The 18,382-nt window shown below is 64.7% G+C and carries 17 protein-coding genes; 7 read left to right on the top strand and 10 right to left on the bottom strand.

Annotated elements, in window-relative coordinates; all coding sequences use genetic code 11:
- Positions 1 to 25: 25 nt before the first annotated feature.
- The 3 genes from U1701_RS06925 to U1701_RS06915 are packed head-to-tail and all read right to left on the bottom strand — an operon-like array spanning position 26 to position 2,918.
- Complete coding sequence (locus tag U1701_RS06925; protein ID WP_332781807.1) at positions 26 to 700, bottom strand: TadE/TadG family type IV pilus assembly protein; 675 nt, start codon at positions 698 to 700, stop codon at positions 26 to 28.
- On the bottom strand, positions 697 to 1,314 hold the full coding sequence (locus U1701_RS06920; protein WP_332781806.1) for a TadE/TadG family type IV pilus assembly protein: 618 nt from the start codon (positions 1,312 to 1,314) through the stop codon (positions 697 to 699). Before U1701_RS06920 ends, U1701_RS06925 begins: the two co-directional genes overlap by 4 nt.
- Positions 1,311 to 2,918, bottom strand: coding sequence for a TadE/TadG family type IV pilus assembly protein (locus U1701_RS06915; protein WP_332781805.1), 1,608 nt, complete (start codon positions 2,916 to 2,918; stop codon positions 1,311 to 1,313). The genes U1701_RS06920 and U1701_RS06915 overlap by 4 nt, the downstream gene beginning before the upstream one ends.
- Positions 2,919 to 2,994: 76 nt before the next feature.
- Here U1701_RS06915 and U1701_RS06910 point away from each other — a divergent pair, with 76 nt between their 5' ends.
- Positions 2,995 to 3,657 carry a squalene/phytoene synthase family protein gene (locus tag U1701_RS06910; RefSeq protein WP_332781804.1) on the top strand — a complete coding sequence of 221 codons (663 nt, stop codon included), beginning with the start codon at positions 2,995 to 2,997 and terminating at the stop codon, positions 3,655 to 3,657.
- A 47-nt stretch (positions 3,658 to 3,704) separates the two neighbouring features.
- Entirely contained in the window at positions 3,705 to 4,172 is a 468-nt protein-coding gene (locus tag U1701_RS06905; protein WP_332781803.1) for an EF-hand domain-containing protein, read from the top strand.
- Here the strand turns inward: U1701_RS06905 and trmFO are convergent.
- Positions 4,114 to 5,475, bottom strand: coding sequence for a methylenetetrahydrofolate--tRNA-(uracil(54)-C(5))-methyltransferase (FADH(2)-oxidizing) TrmFO (gene trmFO / locus U1701_RS06900; protein ID WP_332781802.1), 1,362 nt, complete (start codon positions 5,473 to 5,475; stop codon positions 4,114 to 4,116). The genes U1701_RS06905 and trmFO overlap by 59 nt on opposite strands.
- 59 nt (positions 5,476 to 5,534) lie before the next feature.
- On the opposite strand from trmFO, the gene U1701_RS06895 reads away from it, so the two are divergent.
- Positions 5,535 to 5,966, top strand: coding sequence for a DUF488 domain-containing protein (locus U1701_RS06895; protein WP_332781801.1), 432 nt, complete (start codon positions 5,535 to 5,537; stop codon positions 5,964 to 5,966).
- Between the two features lie 366 nt (positions 5,967 to 6,332).
- Here U1701_RS06895 and rpoD read toward each other — a convergent pair whose 3' ends face one another.
- From rpoD to U1701_RS06875, 4 genes are read right to left on the bottom strand one after another with little or no spacing between them, the layout of a single operon-like run.
- Positions 6,333 to 8,366, bottom strand: coding sequence for an RNA polymerase sigma factor RpoD (rpoD, locus tag U1701_RS06890; protein WP_332781800.1), 2,034 nt, complete (start codon positions 8,364 to 8,366; stop codon positions 6,333 to 6,335).
- Complete coding sequence (gene dnaG, locus U1701_RS06885; protein ID WP_332781799.1) at positions 8,366 to 10,228, bottom strand: DNA primase; 1,863 nt, start codon at positions 10,226 to 10,228, stop codon at positions 8,366 to 8,368. The genes rpoD and dnaG overlap by 1 nt, the downstream gene beginning before the upstream one ends.
- Positions 10,225 to 10,632 (bottom strand): endonuclease domain-containing protein, encoded by a 408-nt coding sequence (locus tag U1701_RS06880; protein WP_332781798.1) that lies wholly within the window; start codon positions 10,630 to 10,632, stop codon positions 10,225 to 10,227. Before U1701_RS06880 ends, dnaG begins: the two co-directional genes overlap by 4 nt.
- 57 nt (positions 10,633 to 10,689) lie before the next feature.
- Positions 10,690 to 11,142: a GatB/YqeY domain-containing protein gene (locus U1701_RS06875; RefSeq protein WP_332781797.1), complete on the bottom strand. Its 453-nt coding sequence runs from the start codon at positions 11,140 to 11,142 to the stop codon at positions 10,690 to 10,692.
- A gap of 139 nt (positions 11,143 to 11,281) precedes the next feature.
- Between U1701_RS06875 and carA the strand changes: the two genes are divergently transcribed.
- The 4 genes from carA (at position 11,282) to U1701_RS06855 (ending at position 17,534) form a co-directional block, all read left to right on the top strand.
- Entirely contained in the window at positions 11,282 to 12,595 is a 1,314-nt protein-coding gene (gene carA, locus U1701_RS06870; protein WP_332781796.1) for a glutamine-hydrolyzing carbamoyl-phosphate synthase small subunit, read from the top strand.
- A 421-nt stretch (positions 12,596 to 13,016) separates the two neighbouring features.
- Complete coding sequence (carB, locus tag U1701_RS06865; RefSeq protein WP_332781795.1) at positions 13,017 to 16,349, top strand: carbamoyl-phosphate synthase large subunit; 3,333 nt, start codon at positions 13,017 to 13,019, stop codon at positions 16,347 to 16,349.
- Between the two features lie 71 nt (positions 16,350 to 16,420).
- Positions 16,421 to 16,897 (top strand): transcription elongation factor GreA, encoded by a 477-nt coding sequence (greA, locus tag U1701_RS06860; protein ID WP_332781794.1) that lies wholly within the window; start codon positions 16,421 to 16,423, stop codon positions 16,895 to 16,897.
- Position 16,898: 1 nt separating this feature from the next.
- A complete protein-coding gene (locus U1701_RS06855) occupies positions 16,899 to 17,534 on the top strand; it encodes a rhomboid family intramembrane serine protease (protein WP_332781793.1) in 636 nt (211 codons plus the stop codon).
- Positions 17,535 to 17,647: 113 nt separating this feature from the next.
- Here the strand turns inward: U1701_RS06855 and U1701_RS06850 are convergent, their stop codons facing one another.
- The gene (locus U1701_RS06850) at positions 17,648 to 17,878 is read right to left on the bottom strand and encodes a DUF4170 domain-containing protein (protein WP_332781792.1); all 231 of its coding nucleotides are present in this window, start codon (positions 17,876 to 17,878) and stop codon (positions 17,648 to 17,650) included.
- A gap of 64 nt (positions 17,879 to 17,942) precedes the next feature.
- Entirely contained in the window at positions 17,943 to 18,353 is a 411-nt protein-coding gene (locus U1701_RS06845) for a hypothetical protein (RefSeq protein WP_332781791.1), read from the bottom strand.
- Positions 18,354 to 18,382 lie beyond the last annotated feature (29 nt).

Here is an 18,382-nt window from a genome sequence, read left to right as displayed (position 1 = left end):
GGCGCGCGATCGCGCCGGCCGGTCATCATGCGCTATAGGTCGAGCAGGATGACGCGGTGCCGCCGCCCTGGATGTCATTCATCGACCGCTCGCGTACCGTCATCCCGACGATAGCCTCGATGGTCCGCGTGCCGAGGATCGAGTTCGAGATCAGCGGCTGGTAGGTGTAGGCGACTTCCACGAAGATGAGCTCGTCGTTCGCGCTCGCCGCGATCTTGCGGCCGGTCGGGCCGATACCGTCGACGCCCAACAATGCTGATTGCGCGCCGTAGGTCGATGTTACCGCGAGTGCGCCGGTGCAGCGCTGCCAGCGGATCTTCTGGTCGGTCACCACGCGCGCACCGTTGACGATCGGCTGGACGCTGGAGACGATGACCCGGCCATTCGCCGCGAAACCGATCGACGACCCGACGCCCTTGATGCCGTTCAGCGCTTCGGTGACGTCGCCCTCGCTGATCCCGATGCGGATGCGCGAGATATTGTCCGCGGTCAGCGTCGCGATGTCTCCGACCTTCTGCGATGCATGAGCGAAGTTGACCGTTTCCATGCCGACCATCGACACCGCGATGAACACGGGCATCGCCAGCGCAAATTCGAGCATTGCGAGACCTGAACGGTCTCCTGCAAACCGTCGGGCAAGCCGCGCCGCGCGTCGTGGCGCAGCGTCCGAAAAGCCGGGTTCAATATCGCCGACCGTCATGTCTTGCACTTTATTGGCGGGTTGACCTGGGCTTCATAAGGCTGGCGCCGCACCACCGTGCTGACGTTGACCACTGCCGTCGGGTCGATCCCGATGAAGTCCCAGATTGGTAACAGCCGGCTGTAGCTGACCGCAACATTGTAACGGACGATATCGTCCGCGCCGCCGATCCCGTCCTTACCCGTCGTGACGGTATTGCGTGCGTTGTTATTGTCGACGTCCTCCCAGCAATCCGACTTGTCGGGTATACCGTTGCCATCGGTATCGACTGGCCCGTCGAGGACGCCGTTGCCGTTCAGGTCCTGAGTCAGCCGTTCCATCGAATCGAGGCTGTTGAAACGATTGACGCTGCCGCGCGTGACGGTGATTGTCGCGCCGCTTGCCACGCGCCTGATCTGTGCGCGCAACTCGGTTTCGCCCGCGGTCGTGTTGACGCCCTGTAGCGTAACGGCGCGCGCGAGCGTTTCCAGCGCGCCGAGCGTGACCGAGCGGACATAGGCCTGATACCCGACCTCCATCGTCCCCATGATCATCGTCAGCAGCGGCATCAGCACCAGCGCGAATTCCAAGACGGTCGCGCCACGCTGGTCGGAGCGGAAAGTGCGAAAGATCACTGCGAAAGCCTCAACGACCCGATATTTTCGCCGATGTCCTGAAACGCCTGGAGCAGCGCTGCGCTGTCGGCGGCGCGGTAGCCGTAGCCTGCGCCGGAGGAGCAAGCTTGCATGTCGGCACTCAACGTCGACCCCGCGCCAAACGAGATGGCATAGATTTCAGCCTGCATGTTCTTGATCGCATCGCAGGTCATGAGCCATCGTTTGGTATGGTTGGCCACCGCGGTTGCCACCGCCCCGTTGCTCGTTGTCCGCTTCCAGAAATTCTCCTGTGCGTAGGCGGCATAGCCAGCGTTACCGGTATCCATCTCACCATCGGTCATCAGGATGACGTACCGTTTGACCGGAAAGGCGTGGTAGTATTCGGGGTTGTCAGATTGCCACATCCCGGTGCGTGAGAGCAGCCGTGCGGCCCACAGCATGCCCAGGTCGAGATAGGTACCGCCATTGGCGACGAACCCGTTGGAAAATTGAAAATAGCTGTCGAAATCGGTCGGCGTGATCGTGTTCAGCTCGCGCATCGCCTTTGGGCAAGCATATTGCGCGGAGCCTGTGGCGCCCGGGTCGGCCATCGTCCAACGCGTTTCCGGGCTGCTCGGAACCGTATCGAATTTAAGGTCATACGCAGTTCCGGGCAGATTGCCCGGGATTTGGTGGCCGGACGTCGGCGTAATCTGATTGCTCGTCTGCCGCTCTTCGACGCAACCATCCCAGGTATTCGCGATCCAAGTCGGCGTATGGGATACAAGGTTGGTGCTGTAGTCGTTCCGATATGTCCCGCTGGTATTGAACCAACCCGGATTTCGGCTGTAGAGCGTGCTCCCGGAGGCGTTCACGCTGAACCCCGGATTGGTCATCTGAGAAAACGGTACGATCGCCCAGCGCACGCGTTTCCGCGACGCGGCTGTCGCAAGATTGAACTGCGTTTCGATGATGCCCATCTGCGTCCGCAACGAGGTCAGCGCGCTGCGCAGTCCCTGCATACGCGAAATGTTGGTGGTGCCGTCGAATTCTTCTTGAACATAGGTGACGGTTTTTCCCCCCACCCTCATCGTATTGCCTCCGCGTGCGCCGGCCCAACTGCTGCAGTCGCTCGCGTTTCGTTGCGGTTTGCAGCCCATCGACCCCGTCGTGTCGAGCACGAGAACGATGTCGATATTCGCATAATCGTCGCGCGCACTGCAGGTGACCGACACCGGAATTGTCTCCGTTCCGAACAGCTGCATCACCGCGGTGTTCATGCTGGTTGTAAGTGTCAGATTGATCGTGTCGGTCGCGGGGGTCAGCGTCGGTGCGATCGCGAATGTCGTCGTATCATAGGCGAGCTGCGGAAAGTTGAATGTGACATATTTAGAAATCTGGCCCGAAACCGCCGTCGTCAGCGATCCGCCAGCGCCCATCGACCGGCGCCCCGCCAGCACCCCGGCGTCGCAGGCTTGTTGCAGGCGGGTACGAACCAGATAGGCGCGGCTCATGTCGAGCCCAGCGCCGACGAACGCGGCGAGGGGCAGCGCGGAGGCCGCGACGATGGCAAGCACGTTGCCTTTGGTGTCACGCTTCAGCCGGGTCAGGAAACCCGGGCCGGGGATGGCATTCAGCCGCATAGTCTCTACCGATATGACGTCGTCGATCCACCATGCCTTTCCAGAGGATAAGTTCGGTTCAAGCTCTATGGTTAATTTGACCGATACCAATCCGCGCAGGGCGGGGGCGGCGGAGGTTTCACTGGCGGTCGGCTATGCGCCGGCGCCCGCACGCGCTGCACTGACCGCGCTTTTGGCGCTCGACGCCACGCTCGGCGGTATCGTGCGCGCGACGCGTGAGCCGATCATCGGGCAGATGCGACTGACGTGGTGGCACGATGCGCTGACCAAGCTCGATGTGGCGCCACCGCCCGCGGAACCGGTGCTGCAGGCACTGGCGACGCTAGTCGTGCCATCGGTTGGCGGCGCCGTGCTGGCTAACATGATCGACGGATGGGAGGCGTTGCTCGAACCCGAGCTGGATGACGAGGCGATCGCGCTGTTTGCCGCGGGCCGAGGCGAGGGGCTCTTTCACGCCATGGCGATGATATGCGGCGTCAGCGACCCGCAGATCGCCTTGGCGGGGCGCGGATGGGCGCTGGCCGATCTGTCGCAGCGCGTCCGCGATCCGAAGCTGGCAGGTATGATCCGCCAGTCCGCCATCGCGGCGCTCAATGACGCCATGACCGGGGTATGGCCGCGCGGCGCGCGTGCGCTGGGTGCGCTCGCGTTGCTGGCGCGCGCCGATCTGCGCGGGGAGGCGCCCGGCAGCCCGAAGCGGATTGGCCGGATCCTGATCCATCGGCTGACCGGACGCTAGCGGCGGCCGCTCACGATGATAGCCTGCCGCCAAAACGGGAGGCGGGCATGTGGCGATACCTGGCAGGCGGTGCGGCGACGTTGGCGATCGTAGCGGCGGGGTGGCTGCTCGCGGGAAGCAATGCCAAGCCCGATCGGGTGCTGCCGCAACAGCCCCGGGCGGAGCAGGCCGCCGGCGCTGCCGCCACCCCCGATCCGCTCCCTGCTGCCGCGCCCGAGGCGACCGAACGGACGCGCGAACAGAAGCGGTTCGGCCGCTACGACAAGGACCGCGACGGCAAGGTGACGCGCGACGAGTATCTGACGGCGCGGCAAAAGGCCTATGCGAAGCTCGACACCGACCATGATGGGCGGCTGTCGTTCGACGAATGGGCGGTCAGGGCGACGACCAAGTTCGCCGGCGCGGACAAGGACCGATCGGGCGCGATGACGCCGGTCGAGTTCGCGACGACCGCGGTTACGCGAAAGCCGCAGGCTCGGGCGAAGTGTCCTCCGGTTCAGACCGAGGATAGTTGAGCCAGTCGGCAAGCGCGGCGCGGCCGCGATCGGTGTACATTCGTTTGCGGTCGGTCTTCTTAGTGCGGCCCGGGATCGGCGGGAACAGGCCGAAATTGACGTTCATCGGCTGGTAGGTTTCGGATTCCGCGGCGCCGGTGATGTGCGCAAGCAGAGCGCCGAGTGCGGTCGCGTAGGGGAGCGGCGCTAACGTCTCGCCTTTCAGCTCGGCGGCGGCGAACTTGCCCGCCATCAGGCCGATCGAGGCGCTCTCGATATAGCCTTCGCAGCCGGTGATCTGGCCGGCGAATCGGATGTTGGGGCGCGACTTCAGCCGCAGGGTTTCGTCAAGCAGGTCGGGCGAGCGGATGAAGGTGTTGCGGTGCAACCCGCCCAGCCGCGCAAATTCGGCGTTTTGCAGGCCGGGGATGGTGCGGAACAGGCGGACCTGCTCGGCATGCTTGAGCTTGGTCTGGAAGCCGACGATGTTCCAGAGCGACCCTTGCGCATTGTCTTGGCGGAGCTGGACGACGGCATGCGGCCAGCGACCGGTCTTGGGATCATCGAGGCCGACGGGCTTCATCGGGCCGAAGCGCAGCGTGTCGACCCCGCGTTCGGCCATCACCTCGATCGGCATGCAGCCATCGAAATAGGGGGTGTCCTTTTCCCAGTCCTTGAACGGGGTCTTCTCGCCCTCGACGAGGCCGGCGTGGAAGGCGAGATACTCGTCCTTCGTCATCGGGCAATTGATGTAATCCTTGGTCTCGCCCTTGTCCCAGCGGCTGGCGAACCAGGCGATGTCCATGTCGATCGAATCGCGGTGCACGATTGGCGCGAGCGCGTCGAAAAAGGCGAGCGCCTCCTTGCCGGTCGCCGCGCCGATACCCTCGGCGAGCGCTGGCGCGGTGAGCGGACCGGTGGCGATGATCGCCGGTCCCTCGGGCAGCGCGTCGATACGTTCGCGCACCAGCGTGATGTTGGGATGATCGGCGATCGCCTGTGTCACGCTCGCGGAGAAATTGTCGCGGTCGACCGCTAGCGCGGAGCCCGCGGGGACGCGGTGGAGATCGGCCTGGCGCATGATCAGCGACCCGAGCGTGCGCATCTCCTGATGCAGCAGCCCCACCGCGTTGCTCTCGGCGTCGTCCGACCGAAAACTGTTCGAGCAGACGAGTTCGGCGAGGCCGTCGGTCTGGTGTGCGGCGGTGCCTTCGCCCGAGCCGCGCATTTCGGAGAGGCGGACTTTCACGCCGGCTTCGGCCAGCTGCCAGGCGGCTTCGGAACCGGCGAGGCCGCCGCCGATGATGTGGATGTCGTGGGTCATGCGCGCACAGATAGGCGCACGCGCTTGTCCTGTCAGGGGTGCAATCCCACTTCGCGGAGATGAAGATTTTCACGATCGGCTACGAAGCGACGACAATGACGGAGTTTCTCGCGGCGCTGACTCGCGCCGGGGTGAAGCGGGTGATCGACGTCCGCGCGCTGCCGCTGTCGCGGCGGCCGGGGTTTTCGATGACGTCGCTGGCGGCAAGCTTGGCCGAAGCGGGGATCGGTTATGTGCATTTGAAGGCGCTGGGAACGCCCAAGCGCGGGCGCGATGCGGCGAAGAAGGGCGACGTGGCGACGCTGACCGCGGTGTATGACGAGCAGCTTGAGTTGCCCGAGGCTCAGGCGCAGGCGGCGATCATGCTGGGGCTTGCCGCGGAGAAGTCGAGCGCGTTGCTGTGTTACGAGCGGGAGCCTTGTCACTGCCACCGGACGTTGTTGTTGCGGGCGGTGGGGCACGGGTGGGATGTGGTCGATCTGTATGCCTAGTCCGTCATGCCGGACCAGTTCCGGCATCCATCTCTCCGCGAGCTCTTCGGCCGGTTGATTCGCGGCGCGATGGACCCCGGAACAGGTCCGGTGACCGAGTGGAGAGGGGGGGCGAACCCGGTTCGTCATCCCGGGCTTGAACCGGGATCCCGCTTTGGTGTGGCAGAGAAGAAGCGGGACCCCGGCTAAAGGCCGGGTGACGAAGAGTGTGCCCAATCCACTTCCCCGTCGCCCCCCGACGGAACGGATGAGGACGCGAGCACCCCATTCCGTCATCCCGGGCTTGACCCGGGATCCAGGGTTGCGGGGGGTGTCGCGTGTGACTCTGGATCCTGACTTTCGTCAGGATGACGGGGGCCGTTTGGCTTACTGGTCGAGGAAGCTGCGCATTTTCCGGCTGCGCGACGGATGCTTCAGCTTCCGCAGCGCCTTCGCCTCGATCTGGCGGATGCGTTCGCGGGTGACGCTGAACTGCTGCCCGACTTCCTCCAGCGTGTGATCGGTGTTCATACCGATCCCGAACCGCATCCGCAGCACGCGCTCCTCGCGCGGCGTCAGCGACGCCAGGACCCGCGTCACCGTCTCCTTGAGGTTGGCCTGGATCGCGGCATCCACGGGGATGATCGCGTTCTTGTCCTCGATGAAATCGCCGAGATGCGAATCCTCCTCGTCGCCGATCGGCGTCTCGAGGGAGATCGGCTCCTTGGCGATCTTCATGACTTTCCGTACCTTTTCCAAAGGCATGGAGAGTCTTTCTGCCATCTCTTCCGGGGTCGGCTCGCGGCCCTGCTCGTGGAGGAACTGGCGGCTGGTGCGGACCAGCTTGTTGATCGTCTCGATCATGTGGACCGGGATGCGGATGGTGCGCGCCTGGTCCGCGATCGAGCGCGTGATCGCCTGGCGGATCCACCAGGTCGCATAGGTGCTGAACTTGTAGCCGCGGCGATATTCGAACTTATCCACCGCCTTCATCAGGCCGATATTGCCCTCCTGGATCAGATCCAGGAACTGCAGCCCGCGGTTGGTGTATTTCTTGGCGATCGAAATCACGAGCCGCAGGTTCGCCTCGACCATTTCCTTCTTGGCGATACGCGCCTCGCGCTCGCCCTTCTGGACCATGTTGACGATCCGGCGGAACTCGGTGAGCGCCATGCCGGTCTGCTGTGCGATGTCGGCGATCTCGGCGCGGATGCGCTCGACCGCCTCGCCCTCGTTGGTGACGAAGGCGGTCCATTTCTTGTCGAGCTTGCCGAGCGACGGGATCCAGTTCTCGTCGATCTCGTGGCCGATATAGCGGTCGAGGAAATCCTTGCGCGGCACCTTATGGCGCTCGGCGAGGCGCAGCATCTGGCCGCCCAGCGCGGTCAGGCGGCGGTTATAGGCATAGAGCTGATCGACCAGATATTCGATCTTGGCGTTGTGGAACTGGACGCTCTCGACCTCGGCGGTCAGCTCTTCGCGCAGCTTCTGGTATTTGCGCTCCTCGGCTGCCGGGAATTCGCCGCCGGCGCCCATCGCGCCGACGCGCGCCTGCTGCAGTTTGCTGAACTTTTTGTAGAGCGCGGTGATGCTGGCGAACCGCTCGAGCGCGATCGGCTTGAGCTGCTCTTCCATCTGCGCGAGGCTGAGGGTGTTGTCCTCTTCCTCGTCGTCGGACGGACGCGGGGTGCGGCGCTCACCGCCTTCCTCGTCCTCTTCGTCGGCGGAGGCCTCTTCGGGCTCGGCCTCTTCCTTGAACGACGGGCCGGCATTCTTCTCGGAAATCTCGCCGTCGCCGTCCTCGCCGTCCTCGGTCAGGCTTTCCGGCGACGGATCCTTCGACAGCATCGCGTCGAGATCCATGATCTCGCGCAGCTGCATCGTGCCCTCGTTGAGCGCGGTCGACCAGTCGATTATGGCGTTGAAGGTGATCGGCGATTCGCAGAGACCCAGGATCATGGTGTCGCGGCCGGCCTCGATCCGCTTGGCGATCGCGATCTCGCCTTCGCGGCTGAGCAACTCGACCGCGCCCATTTCGCGCAGGTACATGCGGACCGGATCGTCGGTGCGATCGACGGTCTCCTTCTTCTTCTCGGGAAGGGGGCCTGAATCGGCTTCCGCGTCGGCGGCCTCCGGCTCGTCGTCGTCTTCCTTGGCGGGCTCGGCCTCGCCGTCCTCGCCGGCTTCCTCGTTGTCGACGATGTTGATGCCCATTTCGGACAACGCCGCGCTGATATCCTCGATCTGGTCGGAGGACATCTCGCCCTGCGGCAGCGCCTCGTTCAGCTGATCATAGGTGATGTAGCCGCGCTTCTTGGCGCGCGCGATCACCTTCTTGATCGACGCATCGTTCATATCGATCAACGGCGCATCGCCGGTTTCAACAGTTTCGGCGGGTTCCGCCATGTTCGACTTAGCCATCAATCGCCCTCGGTACCCAACGCTCGGGCGTCTTCGTTCGACTGTACGAGATTTGCAAGTCGGACTTCCAACGCCTGTTTCTCTTTTACCATCGCCACTTGCCGTTCGAACGCCTCTTCGGTGAAGTGCGTCTGCATCGCCGCGGTCGCCTGCTTCAGCGCCGCATCCACCTCGGGGCGCGCCACCATGATGGCGATCGCTTCGTCGAGATCGGCGCGGACGCGTGCCGGATCGGCCGTGTTCTGCGTGAACGAATAGGGCATCGTATCGGCTCGCAACAGATCGCTGGCGACTGAATTGAAACCGGACTTTGCCAATATGGTGAGAAGACGCCCGCTATCAAGCTTCTGATCCTCCAGCGCGACATCGACCACCGCCTCGAACAGCCGCCCGAGCGCGCCATCGATGAGTTGCAGCGAGCCCAGCACCTCCATGTGACGCGCGATTTCGACCGGGTGGCGGATCAGGCCGGCGAGCACCGCCTTGGCCAGCACGCGGTCGATTCCGGTCGCGCGGAATGCCTTGGCGTCCTCGGTGACGGGCAGGGGTGCGGGCTTCCAGCCGCCCTTGGGACGTTCGCCGCGGGGCACGAAGGGCGCGCGGACCGGCTTGAAATGCTCGTAGAAGCGGTTTTTGAAGTCGGACTGGTATTCCTGCTTCACCGAGTTGTCGGCAATGCCTTCGGCGAGTTCGAACAGGCGGCGCTTAAGCCCGGCACGCTGTTCGGGGGTGTCGAGCGCCTCGGCGGCGAGTTCGGAGGCCCAGAGGCGGTCGACGAGGGGTTCCGGGGTCTTCAGCAGAGCCTCGAATGCCTGCGGGCCCTGGGCGCGGACGAGGTCGTCGGGATCCTGTCCCTGCGGCAACGTGACGAACGACAGGCTACGACCGGGGGCGAGCAGGGGCAACGCGCGATGCGCCGCCCTGAGCGCGGCCTTCTGCCCCGCTGCATCGCCGTCGAAGCACAGGATAGGCACGTCGACCATCCGCCACAACCGTTCGAGCTGCGCCTCGGTGAGCGCGGTACCGAGTGGTGCGACCGCCTCGCCGAACCCCGCCTGCGCGAGCGCGATCACGTCCATATAGCCCTCGACCACTAGCACGCGGCCGCTTTTCCGCGCGGCCGGCGCGGCGCGGTCGAGATTGTAGAGCGTGCGGCCCTTGTCGAAGAGCGGGGTATCCGGAGAGTTCAGATATTTGGGCTCGCCGCCGTCGAGCACGCGGCCGCCGAACGCGATCACCCGGCCGCGCGGATCGCGGATCGGGATCATCAGCCGGCCGCGGAACCGGTCGTACGGATCCTTGCCCTCGACGCTGATCAGCATGCCCGATTCGACGAGCATCGGGTCGCCGTAATCCTTCAGTGCGGCCTTGAGCTTGCCGCGGCTGTCGGGCGCGAATCCCATGCCGAAGGTGCGCGCGGTGTCGGCGGAGATGCCCCGCCGGTCGAGCAGCGCGCGCGCCTCGGTGCCCGACAGGCCGTGGAGCTGTTCGGTGAACCAGGTCGCGGCGTCGGCCATCACCTCGTGCAGGCCCTTGGCGCGCTCGGCGCGTTCGGTCGAGGCGCGGTCCTGCTCGGGCATGTCGAGCCCCGCGGCCTGCGCGAGTTCCTTGACCGCATCGATGAACGGTAGCCCGCGCTGGTCGGTCATCCACCGGATCGCGTCGCCATGCGCGCTGCAGCCGAAGCAATGGTAGAAGCCCTTGTCGTCGTTGACGTAGAAGCTGGGCGTCTTCTCGTTGTGGAACGGGCAGCAGCCTTTCGACTCGCGGCCGGCCTTGGTGAGCTTGACGGTCTTGCCGATCAGCGAGGTCAGCGAGGTGCGGGCTCTGAGCTCATCGAGGAATTGCGGGGTGAGCGTCATTTGCCCCCCCTCCCGCTTGCGGGAGGGGGCTGGGGGGTGGGCTCGCGCTCAAGGTCGCGCGCTGCCCTCAAGATCGTCTCCAGCACGCCGTCCATGTTGCTCGTCAGATCATTGTTCCAGAACCGGATGACGCGGTAGCCCGTCCTCTCGATTGCACGCGTACGGGCTGCATCATAGTCGACCGCCCCGGCATGTTGACTGCCGTCGAGTTCTACGACGAGCCGGTGCGACCGGCATGCAAAGTCCGCCTTGTAGCCGGCGATCGGCAGCTGCCGCATGAATTTCAGGCCTTCGAGCTGGCTACCCTTCAGGCGACGCCACAGCATGGCTTCGTGCAATGTCGCGTTGTTCCTGAGCGCGCGCGCCTCCTCGGTCGGTCGGCCCAGCCGAAAGCGCGAGCCCACCCCTCGGTCCCCTCCCGCAGGCGGGAGGGGAGGCAGAAGAGGCGCGCGCTCGGCCATTTAGCTCAACGCCGCCTTCACCAGTCCGCTCGCCTTGCTCATGTCCAGCTCGCTCGCATGTCGCGCCTTAAGCTCTGCCATCACGCGGCCCATGTCCTTCATGCCGCTCGCTCCCAGCTCCGCCTTGATCGCCTCGATGGCAGCGGACGTCGCGGCCTCGTCCATCTGTTGCGGCAGGAAGCGTTCGATCACCGCAACCTCGGCGGTCTCGGCGTCGGCGAGTTCCTGGCGGCCGCCCTTGGTGAACATGTCGATCGATTCCCGGCGCTGCTTGACCATCTTCTGCAGCACCTCGATCACCAGCGCGTCGTCGTCCTCGGGCGCCTTGCCGGTGCGCGCCTCGATGTCGCGATTCTTGATCGCGGACTGGATCAGGCTGACCGCGTTGCGGGTCTCCTTGTCGCCCGCCTTCATCGCGGTGATCTGGGCGGCCTTGATGTCGTCGCGAATCATGTGTCGGTCTTTCAGGGGGTTCGGGAAAGCGCATGACGATAGCGCAAGGCCGCCGGGTTTAACAGATTGACGCTCCGGCGCCGGGGGCTTAGCGGACGCGGCTTAGCGACATCATCGAGTTTTCGGAGTGCCCAGCCTCATGGCCGACACCAAGCCAATAGCCATGCCTGCCATCGCGCAACCGGACGGCGCCACCGGCGTCCTCGTCCTCGCGACCGGCGACGTGATCTGGGGGCGCGGGTTCGGCGCGGAAGGGACCGCGGTCGGCGAAGTGTGCTTCCACACCGCGATGACCGGCTATCAGGAGGTGCTGACCGACCCCTCGTTCGCGGGGCAGATGATCTGCTTCACCTTCCCGCATATCGGCAATGTCGGGGCGAACCCCGACGATGTCGAGGCGGACGATCCGCATGCGCTGGGGATCATCGTCCGCGAGGACGTGACGCAGCCGAGCAATTTTCGCGCGGTCGAGAATCTCGACGGGTGGATGAAGCGGCATGCGCGGATCGGTCTGTCGGGCGTCGACACGCGCGCGCTGACGCGGCGGATCCGGGTGGGCGGCGCACCCAACGGGGTGATCGCGCATTCGGCTTCCGGGGTGTTCGATATTCCTGCGCTGCTGGAGATGGCGCGCGGCTGGCCGGGGCTGGAGGGCATGGACCTCGCCAAGGCGGTGTCGACCGAGACGCATTATGGCTGGGATGGCGGCATCTGGAAGCTGGGGCAGGGGTATGACACCTCGTCTTCCCCCCTCCCGCCCGCGGGAGGGGCCGGGGGTGGGCTCGCGCTTTCCTCGAACGATGCGCTGGACGGTGAGCGCGAGCCCACCCATCAATCCCCTCCCGCAAGCGGGAGGGGAGGCGAGAAGCCCCATATCGTCGCGATCGATTATGGCAGCAAACGCAACATCTTCCGCAACCTTGCTGCGGCCGGGTCCAAGGTATCGGTCGTCCCGGCGACCGCGACGTTCGAGCAGGTGATGGCGCTGGAGCCCGACGGCATCTTCCTGTCGAACGGCCCCGGCGATCCGGCAGCGACCGGCGAATATGCGGTGCCGGTGATCCGCCAGCTGCTGGAGACGGGCAAGCCGCTGTTCGGCATCTGCCTCGGCCATCAGCTGCTCGGCCTCGCGGTCGGCGCGACCACGACCAAGATGTTCCAGGGCCACCGCGGCGCCAATCATCCGGTCAAGCGGCTCTCCGACGGCGCGGTCGAGATCACCAGCATGAACCACGGCTTCTCGGTCGAGCGCGACAGCCTGCCGGCCAATGTCCGCGAGACGCATGTGTCGCTGTTCGACGGATCGAACGCAGGGCTGGAATTGACCGACCGCAACGCGTTCAGCGTGCAGTATCACCCCGAGGCTAGCCCGGGGCCGCAGGATAGCCTTTATCTGTTTGAGCGGTTTGTGAATTCCCTAGTAGGTTTTTCCGCCAGCAGGCACACATTGTGAAGTTAAGGTTAGTTACAGCCGATGTCAGCCTTATCAGCTTAGGGCTAGTATTGGCATCATGCGGGTTCAGTTCAGAAACATCCGATAAGTCCAGTAAACGTTCTATTGTAGAAGAGTCGAATTCGATTGAGCAGCCTTTTATATCTAACGCCGAGTTAGACCAGCTTTTTAATTCGTTCGAATCGGAGAAGCAGGCATCGAAAGAAATTCAAAACATGTCCAAGAATGAGGCTTTTGATGTAATTATCGGCGCAGGACACCAGTGTTTGTCCATCAATCGCCTGGAAGCCACGACGGAGTCGGTTTCGGCCACATGCTCCAATGGTGAAAGATATAGAATTTTTCGACCTAAACCGGATGCGCCGTTGCTCGCAATGAAGTGCTCCGCTGTATCCGCCTTAGGCGTGGAAGGCTGCTGATAATGCCAAAACGCACCGACATCTCCTCGATCCTCGTCATCGGCGCAGGACCTATCGTCATCGGCCAGGCTTGCGAGTTCGATTATTCGGGCACGCAGGCGATCAAGGCGTTGAAGGAGGAGGGCTACAGGATAGTCCTCGTCAATTCGAACCCCGCGACGATCATGACCGATCCCGAGCTGGCCGACGCGACCTATGTCGAGCCGATCACGCCCGAGATCGTGCGGAAGATCATCATCAAGGAGCGGCCCGACGCCGTCCTGCCGACGATGGGCGGGCAGACCGCGCTCAACACCGCGCTGGCGCTGTTCAACGACGGCACGCTGGCCGAATATGGCGTGCAGATGATTGGCGCGGATGCCGAGGCAATTGACAAGGCCGAGGACCGCCTGAAGTTCCGCGACGCGATGGACAAGATCGGGCTGGAGAGCGCGCGGTCGCGGATCGCGCATACGCTGGCCGAGGCGATGGAGGCGCTGGAGTTCACCGGGTTGCCGGCGATCATCCGCCCGAGCTTCACGATGGGCGGCAGCGGCGGCGGCATCGCGTACAACCGCGACGAGTTCATGACGATCGTCGCCAGCGGGCTCGACGCGTCGCCGACCACCGAGGTGCTGATCGAGGAATCGCTGCTCGGGTGGAAGGAGTACGAGATGGAGGTCGTGCGGGACCGCAACGACAACTGCATCATCATCTGCTCGATCGAGAATGTCGATCCGATGGGCGTCCATACCGGCGACTCCATCACGGTCGCGCCGGCGCTGACGCTGACCGACAAGGAATATCAGATCATGCGCAACGCGAGCATCGCGGTGCTGCGTGAAATCGGTGTGGAAACAGGCGGTTCGAACGTCCAGTTCGCAGTCAACCCGAAGGACGGCCGGCTGATCGTCATCGAGATGAACCCGCGCGTGTCGCGTTCGTCGGCGCTGGCGTCGAAGGCCACAGGCTTCCCGATCGCCAAGGTCGCGGCGAAGCTGGCGGTCGGCTACACGCTCGACGAGATCACCAACGACATCACCGGCGCGACGCCCGCGAGCTTCGAGCCGACGATCGACTATGTCGTCACCAAGATACCCCGGTTCGCGTTCGAGAAGTTCAAGGGCGCCGACAACCTACTCGGCACCGCGATGAAGTCGGTCGGCGAGGTCATGGCGATCGGGCGGTCGATCCATGAATCGATGCAGAAGGCGCTGCGCGGGCTCGAGACCGGGCTGTCGGGCTTCAACACGGTCGACCGGCTGGTCGGCGCGCCGCGCGGCGAGATCGAGGCGGCGCTGGCGCTGGCGACGCCGGACCGGCTGTTGGTCGCGGCGCAGGCGTTGCGCGAAGGCTTCACCGTCGCCGAGGTCCACGCGATCGCAAAATACGATCCCTGGTTCCTGGAGCGGATCGCCGAGATCGTCGCGGCCGAGGCCGAGGTGATGCAGGACGGGCTGCCGATCGACGCGCCCGGCATGCGGCGGTTGAAGGCGATGGGGTTCAGCGACAAGCGGCTCGCCTGGCTGGCGCTGCAGTCCGCCAATCTGCGCGGCATGAGCCGCGGCATCGCGCGCGGGTCGGGGCTGGTGCACGAGGTCGTCAAGGCGATGACCGGCGGCGTCACCGAAGAGGAAGTGCGCGCGCACCGCGTCAAGCTGGGCGTGCGGCCGGTGTTCAAGCGGATCGACACCTGCGCGGCCGAGTTCGACGCCAAGACGCCGTATATGTACTCGACCTACGAGGCACCGAGCTTCGGCGAGCCCGAGAACGAGTCCGAGCCGACCGGGCGGCGGAAAATCGTGATCCTGGGCGGCGGGCCGAACCGGATCGGGCAGGGGATCGAGTTCGATTATTGCTGCTGCCATGCGTGCTTCGCGCTGGCGGATGCGGGCTATGAGACGATCATGGTCAACTGCAACCCGGAGACGGTTTCGACCGATTACGACACGTCGGACCGGCTGTATTTCGAGCCGCTGACCGCCGAGGACGTGCTGGAGATCCTGCACACCGAGCAGCAGAATGGCGAGCTGGTCGGCGTGATCGTGCAGTTCGGCGGGCAGACCCCGCTGAACCTCGCGCGCGCGCTGGAAGCCGCGGGCATCCCGATCCTGGGAACGACGCCCGACGCGATCGACCTCGCCGAGGATCGCGAGCGGTTCGCCGCGCTGATCACCAAGCTCGGCCTGCGCCAGCCCGCCAACGGCCTCGCGCGCAGCCGCGACGAGGCGGTCTCGGCGGCGGAACGGATCGGCTATCCGGTGCTGATGCGGCCGAGCTACGTGCTCGGCGGGCGCGCGATGGAGATCGTCGACTCGCTCGAACAGCTCGACAACTACATCTCGACCGCGGTGCAGGTGTCGGGCGATTCGCCGGTGCTGATCGACCAGTATCTGCGCGACGCGATCGAGGTCGATGTCGATGCGATCTGCGACGGGACCGACGTGGTGGTCGCGGGCGTGCTGCAGCATATCGAGGAGGCCGGAGTCCATTCGGGCGACAGCGCCTGTTCGATCCCGCCTTATTCGCTGTCGGCCGAGATCATCGCCGAGATCGAGCGGCAGACGGTCGCGCTCGCGCATGCGTTGTCGGTCGTGGGCCTCATGAACATCCAGTTCGCGGTGAAGGACGGGCTGGTCTACCTTATCGAGGTCAACCCGCGTGCCTCGCGGACCGTACCGTTCGTCGCCAAGGCCATCGGCGTGCCGATCGCCAAGATCGCGTCGCGCGTGATGGCCGGCGAGAAGCTCGCCGACCTGCCGCCGATCGACCGGCATATCCCTTATTATGCGGTGAAGGAGGCGGTGTTCCCCTTCAACAAGTTCCCCGGCGTCGATCCCGTCCTGTCACCCGAGATGAAGTCCACCGGCGAAGTCATGGGAATCGATCCGGATTTCACGATCGCGTTCGCCAAGGCGCAGCTCGGGGCGTCGACCATCCTGCCCAAGAGCGGCACGGTGTTCGTCAGCGTGAAGGACGGCGACAAGGGCATGATCGTCGAGGCCGTGAAGGCGCTGGTCGAGACCGGCTTCACGATCGTCGCGACTGCGGGGACCGCGGATCACCTGAAGCGTGCCGGGCTTCCGGTCGAACGCGTCAACAAGGTGGCGCAGGGGCGGCCGCACATCGTCGACCGGATCAAGGACGGCGAGATCGCGTTGATCTTCAACACCACCGAAGGCTGGCAGTCGCTGCGGGATTCGCAGCCGATCCGCGCCTCCGGGCTGAAACAGCGGATTCCGTACTTCACGACGGCCCCAGCGGCACTGGAAGCCGCCAAGGCGATCAAGGCCCTCAAAACACGCAGCCTTGAAGTACGGCCCCTGCAATCCTATTATTCGCAGTCGCACAGCTGATCCCGACAGAGTTGAGAATTGTGCGGGCGGACCCCTGGTTCGCGCGGGAATAATGATTTGGGGACCAAGACATGGCGACAGTCGAGAAGATGCCGATGCTGCAGGAAGGCTATGAGACGCTGAATGCGGATCTCAAGCGCCTGAAGGCCGAACGTCCGACGATCGTCGACGCGATCGAGGAAGCGCGGGCGCATGGCGACCTGAGCGAGAACGCGGAATATCATGCCGCCAAGGAACGCCAGGGCCAGGTCGAGGCATCGATCTCGGACATCGAGGACAAGCTGTCGCGTGCGCAGATCATCGATCCGAAGGACCTATCGGGCGACAAGGTCGTGTTCGGCGCGACCGTCACGCTGCTCGACGAGAACGACAAGCCGGTAAAGTATCAGATCGTCGGCCAGACCGAGGCGAACGCCAAGACCGGCCGGATCTCATACAATTCGCCGCTCGGCCGCGGGCTGATCGGGCGCAAGCTCGACGAAGAGGTCGAGGTCACGGTGCCGTCGGGCGATCGCTACTACGTCGTCTCGAAGATCGAATTCATCTGACATGAGCTTCTTCGAGGCGCGGGCGACGGCGATCCTGACGATCGCGACGCTGGTCGCCTCGGGGTTGATCCTGCTGACGGACACGTTGCCCTGGTGGGCCGTGAACGCCGGGTTCATTCCGTTTCGGCTCGAGGGCGTGCTGACGCCGGAGGCGCATGGCTTTGCCGTCCCGGTCTGGGCGACGCCGCTGACCGCGACGCTGATCCATGGTGGCCTCGCGCATGTCGCGCTCAATGTGGTCATGTTGGTGTTCTGCGGCCAGGCCGTCGAGCGCGCGATCGGGTCGGCTGGCGTCGTGGTTCTCTACGTGGTCGGTGCCTATGCCGCGGCAGCGGGCCATTGGGCGTTCGGGCCGGAGTCTCTGGCGCCGATGATCGGGGCGAGCGGCGCGGTCTCCGCGATCGTCGGGGCCTATGCGCTGCTTTATGGTGTGCGGCAGGCAAAGGCGATCGGGCCGGTGCCCGCCGGTGTCGTGCATGTCGCGTGGCTGGCAGCCGCTTGGGTCGGGATCCAGCTGCTGACCGGATTAGCCGGGTTCGGCGGTGCCACGATCGCGATCGGCGCGCACATCGGCGGGTTCGTTGCGGGACTGATCCTCGCGCGGCCGTTGCTGATGTGGCGGTACCGCGCTGCCTAGGCCGCAGAAGCGCTGCCATCTACCCACAAGGCCGTGGCGCTTCCAGCTATTGGCGTAAGCCGACGTCTACCGCGTCGAAGCGCTGGACTCCCGCTTTCGCGGGAGAACAGGGGTTACGCGGCCGGCGTTGTGGTCAGGTTCGGTTCCATCATACGGTGAAGATGGACGACGACAAATTTCATCTCTGCATCGTCGACCGTCCGCTGCGCTGCAGCACGCCACGCCTTCTCAGCACTGGCATAGTCGGGGAACACGCCGACGAATTCGATTGCACTCAGATCGTTGAAGTCGAGCGTCCGCGGATCGCTGACGCGGCCGCCGAATACGAGGTGGAGCTTGCTCATGCGCCTGCTTTCCTGATGAGGGGTTCGCAGGCCTCCTAACGCGTTCGGCGGCCGGATTATACCCTTAGACGTCCGCCTTTTTCGTCGCGCCCTTCGCAGCTGCAGCACCGGCAGTCGAGACTGCCTGAAATACGCCCTCGACGAGCCCGCGGGCCTGGTCGCGTGCGCCGTCCTTGGTCAGGCCACGGCTCTCAAGCTCGGCCTGACCGGCTTCGCGTGCTGCCTGTACGGCCGCGCGCGCGCTGTCGCCGATGCGCTGGCCGACCGGCGCGAGCAGGTCCTTCTCACGCTGCGACCGCGGCAGAAGCGCGCCAGCGAGGATGCCGACGGCAAGGCCGCCGACGAGGATGCCGACCGGGCTGGATTCGAGGCCGTGGACGGCGTCCGATGCCTTGTCGACGCCAGTGTGGTAGGCCTGCGACACGGTGTCGCGCAGGTTGCCGGTCGTCTCGTGATCTGAGTTCGTGTTGGTCATGATGCTGTCCTTTTCGTCGGCAGGCATAA

Source organism: Sphingomonas rhamnosi, from assembly GCF_036663615.1.
In the GTDB taxonomy this organism is placed as follows: Bacteria; Pseudomonadota; Alphaproteobacteria; order Sphingomonadales; family Sphingomonadaceae; genus Sphingomonas.
The sequence above is the reverse complement of the archived record's forward strand: the minus strand, read 5'-3'. Positions and strand labels throughout refer to the sequence as shown.